The 18,085-nt window shown below is 72.4% G+C and carries 14 protein-coding genes; 10 read left to right on the plus strand and 4 right to left on the minus strand.

The features are described 5' to 3' along the window. Positions 1–99: 99 nt before the first annotated feature. From FAF44_RS31115 to FAF44_RS31145, 7 genes are all read left to right on the plus strand, one after another. Positions 100–1,461: an ABC transporter substrate-binding protein gene (locus FAF44_RS31115; RefSeq protein WP_237106876.1), complete on the plus strand. Its 1,362-nt coding sequence runs from the start codon at positions 100–102 to the stop codon at positions 1,459–1,461. Then, positions 1,458–2,411 (plus strand): carbohydrate ABC transporter permease, encoded by a 954-nt coding sequence (locus FAF44_RS31120; protein WP_237106877.1) that lies wholly within the window; start codon positions 1,458–1,460, stop codon positions 2,409–2,411. The genes FAF44_RS31115 and FAF44_RS31120 overlap by 4 nt, the downstream gene beginning before the upstream one ends. Then, positions 2,408–3,259 (plus strand): carbohydrate ABC transporter permease, encoded by an 852-nt coding sequence (locus FAF44_RS31125; protein ID WP_237106878.1) that lies wholly within the window; start codon positions 2,408–2,410, stop codon positions 3,257–3,259. Before FAF44_RS31120 ends, FAF44_RS31125 begins: the two co-directional genes overlap by 4 nt. Before the next feature lie 21 nt (positions 3,260–3,280). Next, positions 3,281–5,521: a hypothetical protein gene (locus tag FAF44_RS31130; RefSeq protein ID WP_237106879.1), complete on the plus strand. Its 2,241-nt coding sequence runs from the start codon at positions 3,281–3,283 to the stop codon at positions 5,519–5,521. A gap of 32 nt (positions 5,522–5,553) precedes the next feature. After that, positions 5,554–7,758, plus strand: a complete 2,205-nt coding sequence (locus FAF44_RS31135; protein ID WP_237106880.1) for an FAD-dependent oxidoreductase — start codon at positions 5,554–5,556, stop codon at positions 7,756–7,758. Continuing rightward, the gene (locus tag FAF44_RS31140; RefSeq protein WP_237106881.1) at positions 7,755–8,621 is read left to right on the plus strand and encodes an NAD(P)-dependent oxidoreductase; all 867 of its coding nucleotides are present in this window, start codon (positions 7,755–7,757) and stop codon (positions 8,619–8,621) included. Before FAF44_RS31135 ends, FAF44_RS31140 begins: the two co-directional genes overlap by 4 nt. Before the next feature lie 84 nt (positions 8,622–8,705). Beyond that, complete coding sequence (locus FAF44_RS31145) at positions 8,706–9,821, plus strand: MerR family transcriptional regulator (RefSeq protein ID WP_237106882.1); 1,116 nt, start codon at positions 8,706–8,708, stop codon at positions 9,819–9,821. A gap of 29 nt (positions 9,822–9,850) precedes the next feature. Here the strand turns inward: FAF44_RS31145 and FAF44_RS31150 are convergent, their stop codons facing one another. Further along, positions 9,851–10,867, minus strand: coding sequence for a YjfA family protein (locus tag FAF44_RS31150; RefSeq protein ID WP_237106883.1), 1,017 nt, complete (start codon positions 10,865–10,867; stop codon positions 9,851–9,853). A gap of 221 nt (positions 10,868–11,088) precedes the next feature. Next, positions 11,089–11,619 (minus strand): MarR family winged helix-turn-helix transcriptional regulator, encoded by a 531-nt coding sequence (locus FAF44_RS31155; RefSeq protein ID WP_237106884.1) that lies wholly within the window; start codon positions 11,617–11,619, stop codon positions 11,089–11,091. Between the two features lie 127 nt (positions 11,620–11,746). On the opposite strand from FAF44_RS31155, the gene FAF44_RS31160 reads away from it, so the two are divergent. Continuing rightward, entirely contained in the window at positions 11,747–13,210 is a 1,464-nt protein-coding gene (locus FAF44_RS31160) for an MFS transporter (RefSeq protein WP_237106885.1), read from the plus strand. 121 nt (positions 13,211–13,331) lie between these two features. Continuing rightward, positions 13,332–14,489: a cytochrome P450 gene (locus tag FAF44_RS31165; RefSeq protein WP_237106886.1), complete on the plus strand. Its 1,158-nt coding sequence runs from the start codon at positions 13,332–13,334 to the stop codon at positions 14,487–14,489. Positions 14,490–14,574: 85 nt separating this feature from the next. Here FAF44_RS31165 and FAF44_RS31170 read toward each other — a convergent pair whose 3' ends face one another. Beyond that, positions 14,575–15,357 carry an SDR family NAD(P)-dependent oxidoreductase gene (locus FAF44_RS31170; protein WP_237106887.1) on the minus strand — a complete coding sequence of 261 codons (783 nt, stop codon included), beginning with the start codon at positions 15,355–15,357 and terminating at the stop codon, positions 14,575–14,577. 298 nt (positions 15,358–15,655) lie between these two features. Here FAF44_RS31170 and rox point away from each other — a divergent pair, with 298 nt between their 5' ends. Then, entirely contained in the window at positions 15,656–17,080 is a 1,425-nt protein-coding gene (rox, locus tag FAF44_RS31175; RefSeq protein ID WP_237106922.1) for a rifampin monooxygenase, read from the plus strand. A gap of 112 nt (positions 17,081–17,192) precedes the next feature. On the opposite strand, the gene FAF44_RS31180 is transcribed toward rox, so the two are convergent. Next, complete coding sequence (locus FAF44_RS31180; RefSeq protein WP_237106888.1) at positions 17,193–18,071, minus strand: LysR family transcriptional regulator; 879 nt, start codon at positions 18,069–18,071, stop codon at positions 17,193–17,195. Positions 18,072–18,085: the final 14 nt, after the last annotated feature.

Here is an 18,085-nt window from a genome sequence, read left to right on the forward strand (position 1 = left end):
GTTTCATGGTGACTCCCGGGTGGTGGTACGCAGGTCGGGACGCCGGTACGCCGCGCCGTACCGGCGTCCCGACCTGCGTACCACCACCCGGGAGTCACCATGAAACTCACCGCCGGCCTCCTAGGATGCGCCGTCCTCGCCACGACGCTGACCGCCTGCGGATCCCCCGCGGCCGACGAGCCGGGGGTGGTCGTCATCCGGGTCCAGGGCATGCCGCCGGCCACCGACAAGCCGGGGCTCGACCAGTTCAAGAAGATGGTGGCGGACTTCGAGAAGCAGCATCCCGGGATCGAGGTGCAGGGCTCGACCACGACGTTCGACCCGCTCACGTTCTCCGCCAAGCTGGCGGGCGGCCGGGTCGAGGACGTCATCAAGGTCCCGCTGACCGAGCCCCAGGGGCTCATCGCCCGCAAGCAGGTCCGGCCGCTCACCGAGGAGCTGTCCGCGTGGGCGCACTACAAGGAGTTCAACCCCCAGGTGCTGCGCCCGCTCAGCGACACCGCCGGCCAGGTGTACGGCGTGCCCCAGTCGCCGTTCGCCCAGGGCCTGGTCTACAACCGCGCGCTGTTCGCCGAGGCGGGCCTCGACCCGGACCAGCCGCCCAAGACGTGGGACGAGGTCCGCGCCGCCGCCAAGGCCATCTCCGGCAAGACGGGCAAGGCGGGATTCGTCCACGAGTCCAAGAGCAACCAGGGCGGCTGGCAGCTCACCATGCTGACCTACACCCACGGCGGTGAGATCGAGCGGCAGGAGGGCGGCAAGCACGTCGCCGCGTTCAACGCCGATCCGATGAAGAAGGCGCTCGGCCTGCTCAAGGAGATGCGCTGGTCGGACGACTCGATGGGCGACGCCCAGCTCAACGACCAGAACGACGTGATCAAGAGGTTCGCCGCCGGTGAGATCGGCATGTTCATGGGCACGCCGGGCACGTACCGGCTGGCCAAGATGACGTACGGGATGCAGGACACCGACGCGTTCGGCGTCGGCCCGCTGCCCCAGGCCGGCGGGAACGCCACGATGACCGGCGGCGACGTGTACCTGGTGCCCCGGTCGGTGTCCGAGGAGCGGGCCGCCGCGGCGGTGAAGTGGCTGCTGTTCGCCTACGCGCAGCCGCAGTACGACCCCGCCGCCGCCGCGTCGCGGGCCAAGGACCTGGCCGCCGATCCGAAGTCGGCGGTGGGCGTGCCGACGCTGCCGATGTTCGACGCGGCGCAGCAGGCCAAGATCGACGCGGCGATCGAGCCCCACGTCAACGTGAAGCTGGAGCACTTCCGCCCGTGGCTGGAGGGGACCCAGGCGCTGACCCTGCGGCCGGAGCCGTCCGTGCAGGCCCAGCAGGTGTACGCGGTGCTGGACACGGTGGTGCAGGCCGTGCTCACCGACAAGGGCGCCGCCATCGACGAACTGCTCGCCGAGGCCGAGTCGGACGTCAACGCCAAGCTCGCGGCGGCCCGGCAGTGAGTGCCCGACGCGGCACCGCGGTCGTGGAGGCCGCCGCCCCGGTGGCGGCGAGCCCCGCGCCCCCGGTCCGGCCGAAGCGGCCGCGCCTCGGGCGCAACGCGCTGACCGCGACGCTGTTCCTCCTGCCGGCGCTGCTGGTCTTCGGGGTGTTCTCGTGGTGGCCGATCCTCAGGGGACTGCTCATCGGTTTCCAGGAGACGAACCTCGTCGATCCCGCCACCTGGGTGGGACTGGCGAACTTCCAGACGCTGTTCGCCGACCCGCTGCTCGGCAAGGCCGTCGTCAACACGCTGCTGTTCGTCGGGCTGGCGCTGCTCATCGGGTTCCCCGCGCCGCTCGTGCTGGCCGTGGTGCTGTCCACCGTGCGCCGTGCCGCCGGGCTCTACCGGTTCCTGGTCTACCTGCCGGTGGTGGTGCCGCCGGTGGTGGCGATCCTGCTGTGGAAGTGGTTCTACGACCCGGGCCACGGCCTGTTCAACGAACTGCTCGGCCTGGTGGGGCTGGGACCGTTCCCGTGGCTGGACTCGCCGCACAGCGCCATGCTCAGCCTCGTCCTGCAGTCCACGTGGGCGGGCATGGGCGGCGCCGTGCTGATCTACCTGGCCGCCGTCGTCGGCGTCCCGGCCGAACTGTACGAGGCCGCGCAGATGGACGGCGCCTCGATCTGGACGCGCGTGTGGCGCATCACGCTGCCGCAACTGCGCCCGGTGATCGGCCTGCTGCTGCTCATGCAGCTCATCAACACCATGCAGGTGTTCACCGAACCGTACATCTTCACCGGCGGCGGCCCCGAGAACGCCACCCTGACCGTGCTGCTGCTCATCTTCCGCTACGCCTTCCAGGACGGCGCGTACGGCCAGGCCGCGGCGCTGTCGTTCCTGCTGGCCGGCGTCCTGGCCGTGCTGTCGGCCGGCTACCTGCGGGCCACCCGCGCCTGGAGCGCCTCATGAGCCTGATCTCCCACGTCGAGGAGCGCCGCCCCGCGGTGCGGGCGGGACTGCGCTCCGTCCAGTGGCTCACCCTGGCCTTCCTGATCGTCATCGGTCTCGGACCGCTCTACATGACGGTCAAGGGCGCGGTGTCCCCGAGCTCGGACCTGATCTCCAGGCCGCTCGACCTGTGGCCCGCCGAGCCGCGCCCCGGGAACTTCGCCACGGCCTGGGAGGACCTCGGCATCGGGCACTACCTGCTCAACACGCTCCAGGTCGTGGCCGGATCGTGGGCGGTCCAACTCGTGGTGGCGGTGAGCGCCGGGTTCGCGCTGTCGGTGCTGCGGCCCCGGTTCGGCAGGTACGTGTACGGCGCGATCCTGGCCACGATGTTCGTCCCGTACACGGTCTCGATGACCAGCCTCTTCCTCACGGTCATCGATCTGGGCCTGGTCGACTCGTACTGGTCGATCTGGCTGCCCTCCGGGGCCTACGCCTTCAACGTGCTGCTGGCCAAACGCTTCTTCGACGCCCTGCCCGCCGAGCTGTTCGCGGCGGCCAAGGTGGACGGGGCGAACACCTGGCAACTGCTCACCCGGATCGTGCTGCCGATGAGCCGGCCGATCCTGGCCGTGATCAGCCTGCTGGCCGTGATGCATAGCTGGAAGGACTTCATCTGGCCCCTGGTGGCCATCACCGACCCCGAGAAGCAGCCCATCAGCGTCGCCCTGGCCAACCTGGCGGCGCAGGCGCCGCAGGACGAGCTGATCGCCGCCATGGCGATGGCGCTCGCCCCGCCGGTGCTGGTGTTCCTCGTCTTCCAGAAGCACATCGTGGCCGGACTCGGCTTCACCGGCGTCAAAGGTTGAACCTCCCTTGAAAGGCCGTCCATGGCTGACATCCCCCGCCGAACCCTCATCCAGGCCGTGCCCGCCACCGTGGGCGCGACGTTCATCGCGGCCCAGCCGGCCCAGGCCGAGAGCGCGGCGGCCGCGGCCCCGCCGACCGTCGAGGCCGACGGCATCGCCCTGGTGGCCGAGCCCGACGGCTCGATCCTGGTCCGCGACGGCGCCGACCGCGTCCGGCTCAGCCACTTCATGATCAAGGACACCGTGCTCGGCCAGCAGCGCACGTTCGGCGGCACGCCCTCGCTGGTGACCGTGGACGGCGCGCCGGCCATCCAGGTCGACTACCGGATGTCCGCCTCGGCCCAGCAGGTGAAGGTGCGCGGGCTGTTCACCGTCTCCGCCCGCCGGGCGCACCTGCGCTGGGAGGTGAGCGGCAGCGCGACCCTGACGCCGTCCGGATTCATGTTCTCCAGGACGCTGCTGAACGCCGCGGCCCCCGAACGGTACGTGCCCGTCACCCGGTGGACGCGCGACCCGCGCGGCGGCGTGCCGTACGAGGTCAACGCGGGCGCGCTGTACGCGGAGAGCTGGGCCGACACCAGCGCGTACGTCCGGCTGGACAAGACCACGCCCGGCTTCACGAACGCGTCGTGGATCCACGCGCCCGGCACCGCGGACAACGTGACCGAGGCGGAGCTGGTGCTGGGCACGATGCGCCCCGCCGCCGCGAACGGGATCGCCACCGCCGCGCCGCTCACCGTGGAAGCCTGGAGCGACCAGCCGTTCGGCCTGTACGACCCGGGCGCGTCCATGCGGCTCAGGGCCCAGGTCGTCAACGGCTCCGCCACCCGGCGCAGGGTGCGGCTGACCTGGAGCGCCCGCGACTTCGACGGCAGGCGGGCCGGCGGCGGCGTGCTCACCAGGGCCCTGGCCCCCGGCGAGATCTGGGACGAGACGTTCACGGTCGGGGGCGCCCCGCAGGACATCGTCTTCGCCGAGGTCAAGGCGGTCTCCGGGGCCGACGAGGTGTTCGCCAGGACCAACCTGGCCACCCTCGAACCGCACGACTACCAGGCCGAGGGCAGGTTCGGCATCGCGAACTACCCCTGGATGCTGGTGCCGGACAAGGCGGCGGTCGGCACGCTGATGCAGCGGATCGGGGTGAAGTCGGTGCGCATCGCCTACGACGGCGCGCCCGGCCTGTCCCCGGCGGAGCTGGACGCGCTCGGCATCCCGCACAACGTCCAGCTCGGCGGGGTCATCTTCGACGGCACGGCCGAGCAGGTCGCCGCCTGGGCCGACGACCGCGTGGCCGTCGCGCGGGCCTCGGGCGCCCGCTACTTCGAGGTCGCCAACGAGCTGAACCAGCCGTGGATGTCCGGTCAGAAGGCCGCCGAGTACGTCCGCGACGGGCTGCGGCCGATCCACGACCGGCTCAAGGACTCGGGCATCAAGCTGATGAACTGCGGGCTCGGCGGCATGGACCACAAGTGGACGGCCAACTTCAAGGAGGCCGGCGGCTGGGAGCTGATCGACGCCTTCGCCTTCCATCCCGGCCGCGGCAACTTCACCCCCGACCACGCGCCGCCGCCCGAGGAGTGGGAGCAGGGCGAGAACGGCTCGTACTGGAACTTCCTCGGCGCGCTGCGCAAGGCCCGGCAGACGGTGGACGAGTACGGTGGCGGCAAGGAGCTCTGGCTGACCGAGGCGTACGCCTGCACGCGGCCCAACAGGTGGTGGAACGACAGCCACCGGCAGGCGGCCGAGAACGTGCTGCTCACCCTGGCCCTGGCCGTGTCGGAAGGGGTGGACGGGGTGAACTGGTACCAGCCGCACGACAGCACCATCCATCACCCGCAGGAGGCCGATCCGGCCAACCCCGAGTACCACTTCGGCCTGATGAACCGCGACACCAGCGCCAAGCCCGCGCTGCTGGCCTTCGCCACGGCCACGCGCGTCCTGGAGGGCGCGACGTTCGTGCGCTGGCTGACCTTCGACGACCCCGATCTCAAGGGCCTGCTGTTCGACGGGTTCGCCATCCTGTGGAGCCGCAAGGACGGATATTTCCTGAACGCGGACCACGGCGCCGACCCGTGGTACCCGCACAAGGAGGCATGGGCCGACCACTGGCCCACCAAGACCGCGCTCACCCTCCCCGCGACGGGCACGTCCGTCCGCGAGGTCGACTGCATCGGCCGCGAGCGCACGATCCCCGTACGCGACGGCCGGGTGCGGCTGACCCTGGACGGCGCCGCCCGCGTCTACTACGGATTGAGCCAATGAGACAAGAAACCATAAAGCGTGACATAACCGTCGTGGGCGGTGGGCTGGCCGGGGTGAGCGCCGCCATCGCGGCCGCCCGGCTGGGCCGCACCGTGGCGCTCGTCAACAACCGGCCGGTGCTCGGCGGCAACTCCAGCAGCGAGGTACGGGTCTGGGTGTGCGGGGCCACCGGCCACGGCAGGAACCACCACGCCCGCGAGGGCGGCATCATGGGCGAGCTCTTCGTCGAGAACCAGTACCGCAACCCGCACGGCAACCCCTACTTCTGGGACACCACCGTGCTGGACGCCGTCCGCGCCGAACCGAACATCTCCCTGTACCTCAACACCGACGTGCGCCTGGTGGACGCCGGCGAGAGCGGGATCGCCTCGGTCACGGGCTGGATGATGGGCTCGGAGCGGCTGATCACCTTCGAGTCGCCGATCTTCCTCGACTGCACCGGCGACGGCCTGGTCGGCCACCTGGCGGGCGCCCGCCACCGCATCGGCCGCGAGGGCCGCGCGGAGTACGGCGAACCCTGGGCCCCCGACGAGCCCGACGACATCACCCTGGGCAGCACGCTGCTGTTCTACACCAAGGACGCGGGCGAGCCCGTCCGCTACGTCCCGCCGAGCTTCGCCAAGGACATCACCACCACCTCGATCCCCGAGCGGCGCATCATCAAGGCCGGCGACAACGGCTGCGCCTACTGGTGGATCGAGTTCGGCGGCGAACTCGACACCGTGCACGACAACGACCGCATCCGTGACGAGCTCTGGTCGGTGATCCACGGCATCTGGGACCACATCAAGAACTCCGGCAGGTTCGACGCCGACACCATGACGCTCGAATGGGTCGGCGCCCTGCCCGGCAAGCGGGAGTACCGGCGCTTCCTCGGCGACTACGTGCTCACGCAGCACGACGTGCTCGGCCAGACGCCGTTCGAGGACCGGGTCGCCTTCGGCGGCTGGTCGATCGACCTGCACCCGCCCCAGGGCATGTACGCCACCGAGGCCGGCGCCAGGCAGCGCTACGCCGACGGCGTCTACCACATCCCCTACCGGTCGCTCTACTCCGTCAACGTGCCCAACCTGCTCATGGCGGGACGCAACATCTCGGCCTCCCACGTGGCGTTCGGCTCGACCCGCGTGATGGCCACCTGCGCGACCATCGGCCAGGCCGCGGGGACGGCCGCCGCGCTGTGCGTCGCGCACGGCAGCCGCCCGCGTGACCTGCCGGTCGCCGACCTCCAGCGGACTCTGCTGCGCGAGGACGCCTCGCTCGTCGGCCTGCCGCTCGACGACCCCGGCGACCTGGCCCGCACGGCGACCGCGTCGGCCACCGGCACGCTGTCGCGCCTCGTCGTGGACGCCCCCGACGACCTGTGGCGGCTCGCGGCGGACGCCGGGATCGTCCTGCCCGCCGCCCCCGCGCTCGACGGCGTGCGCCTCCTGGTGGACGCCGCGGCGGACACGACGCTCTCGGTCGAGCTGCACGACCCCGTGCTCGGCCAGAACTACGTGCCGCGCGAGCTGGTCGGCACGAGCGAGGTCACGGTGCCCGCCGGTGCCAAGCAGTGGATCGACCTCGCTGTCGGCTGGCGGCCGGAGACAGCGCGCAACGCGTTCCTGGTGCTCAGGGCCAACCCGCTGATCTCGGTGCACGTCTCCTCCCGGCCCACGCCGGGGGTGCTGTGCTTCACCCGCGTGCCGCTGCGCCCCCAGGACGAGTCGCCGCAGCCGCTGCGGGAGTGGACCGACGCCGGGCTGCTGCGCCGTACGTTCTGCCTGGAGACGGGGGAGACGGCCGCCTTCGCGCCGGCCAAGGTGCTCGACGGCTACCAGCGCCCGTACGCGGGCCCGCACATGTGGGTCTCCGACACGCTGCCGGCCGCGCTCGAACTGGCGTGGGCCGAGCCGGTGACGATCTCCCGGGTCGAGGTCATCGCCGACGACGACGTCAACGAGGACCTGATCAACCTGCACCACCACCGCACGCCGTTCGAGCTGCTGCCCACCCTGGTCCGCGACTACCGGGTGGAGATACGCACGGGAGGCGTCTGGCACGCCGTGGCCGGGACGCGGGAGAACCGGCGACGCCGCATCGTGCACGTCCTCGACGAGCCGGTGCGCGCCGACGCGCTGCGCATCGCGGTGGAGACCACCAACGGCGCGCCGTCGGCGCACCTGATCGCGGTACGCGCCTACGCCTCCGGGCTTGCGGCGGGGACCCCGGAAGACACCGTGGGCCCGACGTGAACGGCGTGGACAGCGTCGGGATGAGCGTGCGGCGGGTGCTGGTGACCGGGGCCGCCGGGCGCGTCGGGCGGGCCGTCCTCGACCTGCTGGCCGCCGAGGGGATCGAGGCCACCGCCCTCGTCCTCGACGACCCCGGCGACCTGCCCGCCCGCCGGGTGGTCGCGGGCGACGCGGCCGAGCCAGGCACCGTCCGGACGGCGCTGGAGGGCGTGGACGCCGTCATCCACCTCGCCGCCATCCCGACCCCCGAGCGCGACCCGGCCGAGCGGGTGTTCGCGGTCAACACCCAGGCCACGTTCACCGTGCTGGAGCAGGCGGGTCTCGCCGGGGTCCGGCGGGCGTGCGTGGCCGGTTCCCAGGCCGCCAACGGCCTGGCGTTCGCCGCCAGGGACCTGCATCCGGCCTACGTCCCGATCGACGAGCGGTCGCCGTCCCAGGCGGAGGACCCCTACGCGCTGTCCAAGCTGGTGGACGAGCTGACCGCGGCGACCATGGCGCGCAGGCACGGCATGGGCGTCGTCGCGCTGCGCCTGCCGTACGTCGGCGGCTTCGACGAGCGGCTGCGCGACTTCGCCGCCCGGTGCGCCGCCGACCCCGGGCTGCACGCGCGCGGCCTGTGGGCGTACCTGGAGACCCGCGACGCGGCACGGGCCTGCGTGCTGGCACTCGACGTGCCCGGGACCGGCGCGCGCACGGTGCTGGTCGCCGCCCCCGAGACGCTGGTCCCGCAGCCGACCGAGGAACTGATGCGCCGCTACCACCCGCGGGCGGAGCTGCGCTCGCCGCTGCCCGGCCGTACGGTGCCCGTCGACCTCGCACCGGCGCGGGAGGTGCTGGGCTTCACGGCACGCTTCACACTCTGAGCGCCGGTCAGCCCCGTCCGGCTTCGCGGTGACCAGGTCGAGGCGCTTGACCCTCACGTGGCGTCAGGCGGCATAGTCGGTGCCGTGGAGGATCACTGGACCGTCGGGCACGTGGCCGAGCTGGCCGGCGTGAGCGTCCGCACGCTGCATCACTACGACGAGATCGGGCTCGCCCGGCCGTCGGCCCGGACCGCGACCGGCTACCGCGCCTATTCGGCGGCTGACGTGGAGCGGCTGCGGGAGGTGCTGGCCTACCGGCGGCTGGGCTTCGGGCTGCGGGAGATCGCCGAACTGGTCGGCGACCCGGCCACCGACGCGGTCGCGCACCTGCGCCGGCTGCGCGGCCTGCACCTGGAGCGGCGTGATCGCGCCGAGGCCATGGTGGCGGCCATCGACAGGGAACTCGAGACACGGGCGAAGGGGCTGCGGGTGACACCGGAGAAGCAGTTGGCGATGCTCGGCGCACGGCTGTACGACGCGATCGGCGGCGCGTACCCCGCGACCCGGCGTACCGACCCGCGGATCGCCGCGCAGATCTGGGCCGCGCTCGGGGACGCGCGCACGGTGCTGAACGTCGGGGCCGGCACCGGCTCCTACGAGCCCGCCGATCGCGAGGTGACCGCGGTGGAGCCGTCGGCGGTGATGCGGGGGCAGCGGCCCGCCGGCTCGGCGCCGTGCGTGGCCGCCGCCGCGGAGAGCCTGCCCTTCGCGGACCGCTCCTTCGACGTCGCGATGGCCGTCTCCACCGTGCACCACTGGGCGGACCCGATGGCGGGGCTGCGCGAGCTGCGGCGGGTGGCCCACCGTGTGGTGGTGCTCACGTTCGACACCGACGAGCCCGGATGGCACGACCGGTTCTGGCTCACCCGCGACTACCTGCCCGAGTTCGCCGCCGTCCTCGACGGGTTTCCCTCGCTCGCCGGGATGGCCGACGCCATCGACGCCCGCGCCGAGCCGGTGCCCGTCCCGTGGGACTGCGCCGACGGCCTGTTCGAGGCGTACTGGCGCCGACCGGCGGCCTATCTGGAGGAGCCCGTGCGCCGCGCGATGTCGGTGTGGACGAGGGTCGGGCCGCAGGCCGAGCAGCGGGCGGTGCGCGCCCTCGGCGACGACCTCGGCTCCGGCCGCTGGGCCGAACGCAACGGCGATCTCGCCGGCCTCGACGCGGCGGATCTCGGCCTGCGCCTGCTCGTCGCCTGAACCCCGCCGCGGCCGGTGAGCAGCGTTCGTCACAGTTGCGGCAGGCAACGGGTCCGGCCGGTGGCCACGACGTTCTGGCCGACCATGTCGAGCCGCGCGCGGGCCTGCACACAGCCCATGCCGGTGAGCAGCAGGTTGCCGTAGGTCTGGTCGATGTAGCCCATCTTCCAGGAGTTCGCGGTGTTGTTGGCGGGCCGCAGTCCTTCGACGGTGAGCACGCCCACCGTGGTGTCGCCGGGGTCGGGGTTGAGGCCGGGCGTGGGGTCGAACCGCGGCCAGGCCCCGGCGCAGCGGGGCGAATAGGCCAGGCTGATCACGCCGACCTTCGTCCCGGCGGGCAGCCGCCTGCCGCGTAATCGTGCCTCCTGCTCCAGGAGGACGGGTGCGGAGTCCAGGGTGATCTTGTCGGTTCCGCAGCCGGCGATCTTCGGGTCGGTGCCGTCCAGAACCTGCGCGACCGACGGCGCGGGCGAGGGAGCGGCCGGCCCGCCGGCCGGTTCGCCGGCCGGCCAGGGCAGTCCCTGGGCGAGGACGAACCCGCCGACCCCGGCCAGCACGGCGGCCACCAGCCACAGCCGTCGCTCCTGCCGCCGGCGGCGGTGAGTGACGTCGGGAGTCTGCGGCAGCAACGCGAAGCCACCGGCGAGATGCCAGCTCCGCGTGTCCTCCGAGGCGATGACCTCGCCGTCGGTGAGGGCCGGCGTCTGCCCCGTCACGACGGGCAGCACGATCTTCACCGGGACCAGGTCCACCCCGGCCGCCCGGACGTCGTCTGGCCGCGCGGTGTGGGACGCGACCTCGGCGAGCGCCTGGAGCCAGTGCTCGCGCCAGTACGGCCAGTCCCCACCGCAGACCTGAACGAAGTTACGCAGCACGTGCTCGGTGGGCAGTTGGTGACCGGCCACCGCTGCCGCGAGCGCGCTCTTGGAGATCTCGCATCGCCGGGCCATTTTCCAGAAGGGCAGTTCCCCGGCCCGGGCCCGCAAGGCGCGCAGGTCACAGGCGAACCGCTCGACCGGGCCGCCGGCGGGATCCAGGGTCCGCATGCGCCGTCCCACGCTGCCGTCCGCCTCCTCAGGCCGGTGATCCTGCTGGAGATACTGGACAACACGCTGCCAGGAGTTGTCCAGATCCCTCTGACGTGGACGAATGCGCCTTCAAGCAGGTCACTGCGGCCGAGGCCCGGCCCGACCGCCGGGGCGGCGCGACGACCCCGACGACAGCCACGCCGCCCTTCCGGATGATCCGGGGCGGCGGGTAACGTGCTTCACCGCGCATCGCTCGTGGACTGTCCGGGCGCTTCCGCGGAACCCGCCCCGCCGTCAGGGCCGGATCGAAGCCGGTGGATCTCGGCGGCGGTGCTGCGCCTGGCCGTTCCCAGGAAACGCAGGACGGCGCTGAGCTCTTCGTCGTCGAACGCGCCGAGGTCGTCCCTGGTACGGGCGATCAATCCCGCGTAGGCGGCGGTGACCCGGTCAAGGCCGTCCTGCGTGGGTTCGACGAGGACCCGCCTGCGGTCGCCGGGATCGGCCACCCGCCGGACGCAGCCCGCGGCGACGAGCCGGTCGATCATCCGTGAAGCCGATCCGGTGGTGAGGTTCACGTGCTTGGCCAGCACGCCCGGCGTCTGGGGGCCGTGACGGCCCAGCACGTGCAGGCACTGCACGTCGGTGTCGGTGACTCCCAACCGGTCGGCGACGATGTTGTTGAGCTGCACGACCAGGATCGCCCAACCGGGCACCGCGTCGCCGATGATTGCGGCGAGCAGCGCTTCCCTGTCCTGGTCCGGCTTCGTCATGTGAGATCCACTCCATCCGATGTTGCTGCGTCGCGCAGCAATCATGCTAAGTTGACTGCGTGACGCAGCAACTGTGCGGCGCAGTCATCTTATCTCATCGCCCTCCGGCCAAGGAGCACAGTTCGGCATGACCACATCCACCCGCCCTCGGAGCGGCGCCGCGGCGGCTCCCGCCCTCCTGCACGGGCGCACGGCGTTCGTCGTACTCTCCGTGATCCTCATCGCGGACTTCATGGAACTCCTCGACGCCACGATCGTCAGCGTGGCGGCCCCCGCGATCGCCGCGGACCTGGACGCCGGCGAGTCCGCACTGCAGTGGATGATGGCCGGGTACACGCTGGCCGCCGGAGCCGGCCTGATCACCGGTGGACGCGTCGGCGACCAGTTCGGCCGCCGCCGCGTGTTCCTCCTCGGGCTGGCCGCGTTCATGCTGGCCTCCGCCGGCTGCGGGCTGGCGCCGAACGCCGGAGTGCTCATCGGCACGCGCATCGCGCAGGGCCTGGCCGCCGGACTGATGATCCCGCAGGTGTTCGGCATCATCCGCGCGTCGTTCGAGCCCGGCGCCCGCGCGAAGGCCCTCGGCGCGTACGGGGCCGTGCTCGGCGTGGCCTCGGTGGCCGGGCCGCTGCTCGGCGGGGTCCTGGTCGAGGCCGACCTGTTCGGCCTGGGCTGGCGGGCGATCTTCTGGGTGAACGTGCCGATCGCGATCATCGGGCTGATCGTGGGCGCTCGCCGCATGCCCGAATCGCGCCTGCCGGGCGGCGCCCGGCTGGACCTGCCGGGCGCGGCGCTCGCCTCCGCCGCCGTGCTGCTCCTGCTCCTGCCGCTCCTGCAGGGACGCGACTGGGGCTGGCCCCTGTGGAGCCTCATCGTCCTGGCACTCTCGGCGCCGGCGGTGGCCCTGTTCCTGATCAGGGAGCGGCGGCTGGCCGCACGCGGTGGGCAGCCGATCCTCGACCCGGCCCTCCTGCGGGTGCGGGCCTTCGCCGCCGGCCTGTCCGCCTCCCTGCTGTTCTTCGGAGCTCTCGGCTCCTTCTTCCTCCTGCTGTCGCTCTACCTCCAACTGGGCACCGGACGGACCGCGCTGGAAACCGGTCTGGTGATCCTGCCCTACGCCATCGGCTCGATCATCACCTCCGGGATCGGTGTCCGGTTCGCCCGCCGTGCCCTCCTGGTGTCGGGTGCGCTGGTCCTGGCCGCGTCCCAGATCGTCCTGCTCCTCGTCGTCGGTGGCGGCGCCGAACCCACGTACTGGGCGCTCGCCGCGCCGCTGTTCGCGGGCGGACTGGGGCTGGGGCTCACCGCCCCGTCCCTGGTCAACGTCGTGCTGGCCGGGGTGCCCGCCAGGGACGCCGGCGCCGCCGGCGGGGTGCTCACCACCGTCGGCCAGGTCGGGAACGCGTTCGGGGTCGCCGTGCTCGGGACGGTGTTCTTCACCCGGCTGACAGGCCGCTCCGCCGACGGGGCCACCGTCCTCGTCGCCTACGGCGAGGCATTCGTCGCGATCCTGCCCTGGCAGGTCGCCTGCTACCTGGCCGCGGCCGCGCTCATGTTCCTGCTGCCCAGGCGCGCCGGCGCCGCCCACCCGTGACGGCGCAGGCGCATCGGCGCCGCCCACCCGTGACGGCCGGCACACCGCGGGGCGCGCCACCGCCTGCCGGATGTCCGCACGTCCTCACCACCCCGATCCGAACACCTTCCCGGGAGATCTGATGACCGACGCACCTCATGTCACCATCGACCCGTTCGCCGGCGGCGTTCGCAGAGTCGGCGAACCCCATCCCGCTCGTGCCGTGCTGCGGGCCGCGGGTCCCATCGTCCGAGCCGACGCCCCGGCCGGGGGGCCGGTGTGGATCATCACCGACGACGTGCTCGCCCGGGAGGTCTTCGTCCACCCGCACATCGTGAAGGACCCGGCCTGGGCGCCGGCGGGCTGGGACCCGCGGACGGCAGGTCTCGAACCGACCGCCGCCACGCAGCCGTCGCTCACCACCTGCGACGGCCCGGCACACGAGACACTGCGCCGGGCGCACGCCCCGCTCTTCACGGCCCGGCGGATGAGCGAGTACGCCGACCGCGCCACGGTGCTCGCCCGCGAGTTGCTCGCCGGGCTCGGGGACACCGCCGAAACGGTGGATCTGATGGCCGACTTCACCACCCGGTTCCCGCTCACCGTGGTCTGCGACGTGCTCGGCGTCCCGCTCGATCGGATCGATCAGGCCATCGCGGCCTGCCGGGGCATGTACAGCGCCGACCCCGAAGAGGTGGGAGCGGCGATGGCCGCCTTCGGGGAACTGGCCGCCGCCGCGCTGGGCGACGGCCAGGACGGCCTCGCCGTCGAACTGCGCGATCGGGTCCCGGCCGAGCTCACCGAGGCACAGTTGCACTACCTGCTCTTCACGCTGATCTACGCCGGACAGCTCACCACCGACCCGTCACTGGGATTCCTGCTCGCACGCGTCCTCGCCGCCGGGGACACCGCGGCGGAGCCGACCACGACCGAGGAGTTCGTCCGGGAGACACTGCGCCGGCACGCGCCGGCGCCCTTCAGCCTGTGGCGGTTCACCTCCGCTGAGGTCGAGCTCGCCGGAGCCCGCCTCCCCGCCCGCTCGCCGGTGCTCGTCGACATCCAGGGCATCAACACCGGCCCCGGCCGGTCGATCGGGCCGGACCTCACCTTCGGCGCCGGCCCGCACTACTGCACCGGCGCCCGCCTCGCCCAACTCGAGCTGAAGGCGGTCGTGGAGGTCCTGCGGGCCGACTTCCCCAAGGCGCGCCTCGCGGTGCCCCTCGCCGACCTTCAGCAGAGCGACCTCGGCGGCATCCAGGGCAGCCGCCTGACCGCCCTGCCGGTGAAACTACGAGGCTGACGGCCTGCCGGCGTCCGGCGCCGGCCGATCTCGGGTGCCCGTGATCGCATCACGACGTCGCCCGGCCGCGCACCAGAGGGCAGGGTCAGAGCGCGTGCCCGCCGGCGACCTGCAGCACCTGACCGGTGACCCAGCGGGCCTGGTGGGAGGCCAGAAACAGCACCGCGTCGGCGATGTCGTCCGGCTCTCCGACCCTGCCCATCGGCACGATCGCCGTCGCCCGGGCGAGGACCTCCTCGTCCATCCAGCCGGTCTGGACGGGCCCGGGAGCGACGGCGTTCACCCGGATGCCGCGCGCCGCCAGGTCCAGCGCGGCCGATCGGGTGAGCGCCTCGAGCGCGGCCTTCGACGTCCCGTAGCCGGTCTGGCCGGGGAACGCCCGCGCGGCGTCGGTGGTGACGTTGACGACGCACAGCGGGTCGTCGCCGCGCCGCAGGCGGGCCACCTCAGCGGTCAGCAGCGCCGGGGCGATGGCGTTGACCCGGTAGTGCCGTTCCAGCGAGCCGTGGGTCAGCGTGTCGAGGGTGTCCGGCGATTCGCAGTGTGCGGCATTGTTGACCAGGACATTGATCGAGCCGGCGCGGGCCACGACCGCCTCCACGAGCCGCGAGGCGGCCTCCGGCGCGGACAGGTCCGCGCTGACGGCGAAGGATCCGTTGCCGAGTTCGGCGGCGAGCTTGTCGGCCGCGCCGGCGGCGGGGGTGAGGTGGGCCCATTCGGCCCGCGCGGGTGCGGGGACGTCCTGCGCCAGGTAGTGGATCGCCACGCGCGCGCCTTGGGCGGCGAACGCGCGGCTGATGGCCGCACCGATGTTCCCGGCCCCGCCGGTGACCAGAACATTGCGGTGGGCAAGGCGGGTATCGATCATGGTCTCTCCTTCTGGCCGGCACGTGCACCGCCGCCACCTCGACCCGTGGGAAAAGGATTGGACGGGCTGACGTCCGAGCTTGTAGCTTGCCGTTGATCGTGACACCGCCCGAGGAGGTGAGACCCATGAACGCTGTATCGATGTGGGTGCTCCCCCTTTTCGTCATGGTCGGGCGATCGACGTAGGTGTCGCCGGGAGCGCCTCGCCACCCAGGCACTCCCGAAAGGCAACACCTATGCATTCTCCGCAGCTCCCCGCCGAGTCGTCGTCGGACGGCAGGGCCGAGCGCGTTCCCTCCATGTTCGACGTGATCATTGCCGGGTGCGGGCCGACCGGTGCGCTGCTGGCCGCCGAACTGCGGCTGCACGACGTGCGGGTACTCGTCCTGGAGAAGGAGACCGAGCCCAAGTCGTACGTCCGCATCGTCGGTCTGCACATCCGCAGTCTCGAACTGATGGAGACGCGCGGGCTGCTGGATCGTTTTCTCGCGCACGGAAGACGGCGTCCGGCCGGCGGTTTCTTCGCCGCCATCAACAAACCCGCGCCCGAGGGCCTGGACTCCGCGCACGCCTACCTGCTGGGCATCCCGCAGCCGGTCGTCGAACGTCTGCTGGAGGAGCATGCGATCGAGCTGGGCGCGCAGGTCCGGCGCGGTTGCGCGGTCACCGGCCTCCAGCAGGACGACGAGGGCGTGACCGTCGAGCTGGCCGACGGGGAACACCTGCGTTCGCGCTATCTCGTCGGCTGCGACGGCGGGCACAGCACGGTGCGCAAACTGCTCGGCGTCGGCTTCCCCGGCGAGCCCTCGCGGACCGACACGCTGATGGGCGAGATGGAGGTGGGGGTGCCGCCGGAGGAGATCGCCGCCAAGGTGGCCGAGATCGGCGCGATCCATCGGCGGTTCTGGCTCCGGCCCTTCGGGGGAGGGGTCTACAGCGTCGTGGTGCCCGTCGCGGGAGCCGCCGACCGCGCGAGACCGCCGACCCTCGACGATTTCCGGCAGCAGTTGCGTACCGTCGCCGGAACCGATTTCGGCGTGCACTCCCCGCGCTGGTTGTCCCGGTTCGGCGATGCCACCCGGCTGGCCGAACGGTACCGGGCCGGGCGGGTGCTGCTGGCCGGCGACGCGGCCCACATCCATCCGCCCATCGGCGGACAGGGCCTCAATCTGGGCCTCCAGGACGCGGTCAACCTCGGCTGGAAACTGGCCGCGCAGATCCGCGGCTGGGCGCCGGACACCCTGCTGGACACCTACCAGGCCGAACGCCGTCCGGTCGCCGAGGACGTGCTGGACAACACCCGCGCCCAGCTCGAACTGCTGTCCGACGAACCGGGCCCGCAGGCCGTGCGCCGGCTGCTCACCGAACTGATGGACTTCGACGAGGTGAACCGCCGGCTCATCGAGAAGATCACCGCGATCGGCATCCGCTACGACTTCGGCGAGGGCCCCGACCTGCTCGGCCGCCGCCTGCGCGACATCGAGGTCAGACAGGGCCGCCTCTACGGTCTGCTGCATCGCGGCCGCGGCCTGCTGCTGGATCGCACCGGACGCCTGACCGCGGGCGGCTGGTCGGACCGGGTCGACCACCTCGCGGATCCCGCCGCGGCACTCGACGCTCCGTGCGTCCTGCTGCGTCCTGACGGCCATGTCGCCTGGATCGGCGACGACCAGCGGGACCTGGACGCCCACCTGTCCCGCTGGTTCGGCACGCCGGCCGGCTGATGACCGGGCCGCCGGGAAGGGGCCGGACGCCGGGCGGCACACGGACACCCTGAGGCGGCGCACCGGCCCGTGACCCCGGGCGGAGCCGGTCACGGAGGGCGGCGCCGGGCCGTCAGTCGCCGAGCAGTTCGAGCACGGCGCTGACGGCCGGGGTCACGGTGCGGAACAGCGCATGGGTGGTCCGGGTGATCTCGATCGTGGAGACCGGACGGAGCACCACGCCGTCGGGGACGCCGACCACCGTGGCGACCAGTTCGGGGACCAGGGCGGCGCCCAGACCCGCACGGACCATGCGCAGAACGAGCGCGTAGTCGTCGGCCGTGTGGATGACGTTCGGCTGGAAGCCCGCCAGGGCGCAGGCGCGGTTGAGCATCTCGTGGTCGGTGGTGCCCCGGGAGCCCGCGATCCAGGACTCCTCGCGCAGCCTGCGCAGGTCCACCTCGCCGGTCGCGGCCGGGTGGCCGACGGGAAAGGCGATCATGATGGGCTCGGCGGCCAGGGAGCGCCGGGTGACTCCGGGCGGCGGCTCCTCGGGGATCAGGCTGTAGGTGAAGGTGATCGCGAGGTCGCAGCCGCCGTCACGGAGCGCCTCGACCGCCTCCCGGGGTTCGAGTTCGTACACGATCACGTGGAGGCCGGGATGGCGGGTCCTGGCGGCGGCCGTCGCGGGCAGCAGGCGGTGGACCGCGGCCGTGGCGAAACAGGCCACCCGCACGGGTCCTCTGGGGGTCGAGGCCGAGCGGAGGTCCTCTTCCGCGGCGTCCATCGCGTTCAGGACGATGTGCGCGTGCCGGACGAGCCGCCGCCCCTCGGCCGTCAGGCGGACGCGGCGCCCGGCACGCTCGAACAACGCCACCCTGGCCTCGCGTTCCAAGGTGGCGAGCTGCTGCGAGACGGCGGACGAGGTCATGCCGCAGACCTCGCCCACGGCGGTCATCGTGCCGTGCTCGGCGAACTCGCGCAGGAGGCGCAGCCGAGTGGGATCCAGCATCAAGAAGTCCTTAT

Source organism: Nonomuraea sp. MG754425, assembly GCF_021699195.1.
GTDB lineage: Bacteria > Actinomycetota > Actinomycetes > Streptosporangiales > Streptosporangiaceae > Nonomuraea.

Excerpts from the sequence above, each read along its gene's own strand:
- FAF44_RS31160 (WP_237106885.1), top strand. The coding sequence starts at position 11,747 with ATGACCACATCCACCCGCCCTCGGAGCGGCGCCGCGGCGGCTCCCGCC.
- FAF44_RS31115 (WP_237106876.1), top strand. The coding sequence starts at position 100 with ATGAAACTCACCGCCGGCCTCCTAGGATGCGCCGTCCTCGCCACGACG.
- rox (WP_237106922.1), top strand. The coding sequence starts at position 15,656 with ATGTTCGACGTGATCATTGCCGGGTGCGGGCCGACCGGTGCGCTGCTG.
- FAF44_RS31155 (WP_237106884.1), bottom strand. The coding sequence starts at position 11,619 with ATGACGAAGCCGGACCAGGACAGGGAAGCGCTGCTCGCCGCAATCATC.
- FAF44_RS31180 (WP_237106888.1), bottom strand. The coding sequence starts at position 18,071 with ATGCTGGATCCCACTCGGCTGCGCCTCCTGCGCGAGTTCGCCGAGCAC.
- FAF44_RS31165 (WP_237106886.1), top strand. The coding sequence starts at position 13,332 with ATGACCGACGCACCTCATGTCACCATCGACCCGTTCGCCGGCGGCGTT.
- FAF44_RS31130 (WP_237106879.1), top strand. The coding sequence starts at position 3,281 with ATGGCTGACATCCCCCGCCGAACCCTCATCCAGGCCGTGCCCGCCACC.
- FAF44_RS31170 (WP_237106887.1), bottom strand. The coding sequence starts at position 15,357 with ATGATCGATACCCGCCTTGCCCACCGCAATGTTCTGGTCACCGGCGGG.
- FAF44_RS31150 (WP_237106883.1), bottom strand. The coding sequence starts at position 10,867 with ATGCGGACCCTGGATCCCGCCGGCGGCCCGGTCGAGCGGTTCGCCTGT.
- FAF44_RS31125 (WP_237106878.1), top strand. The coding sequence starts at position 2,408 with ATGAGCCTGATCTCCCACGTCGAGGAGCGCCGCCCCGCGGTGCGGGCG.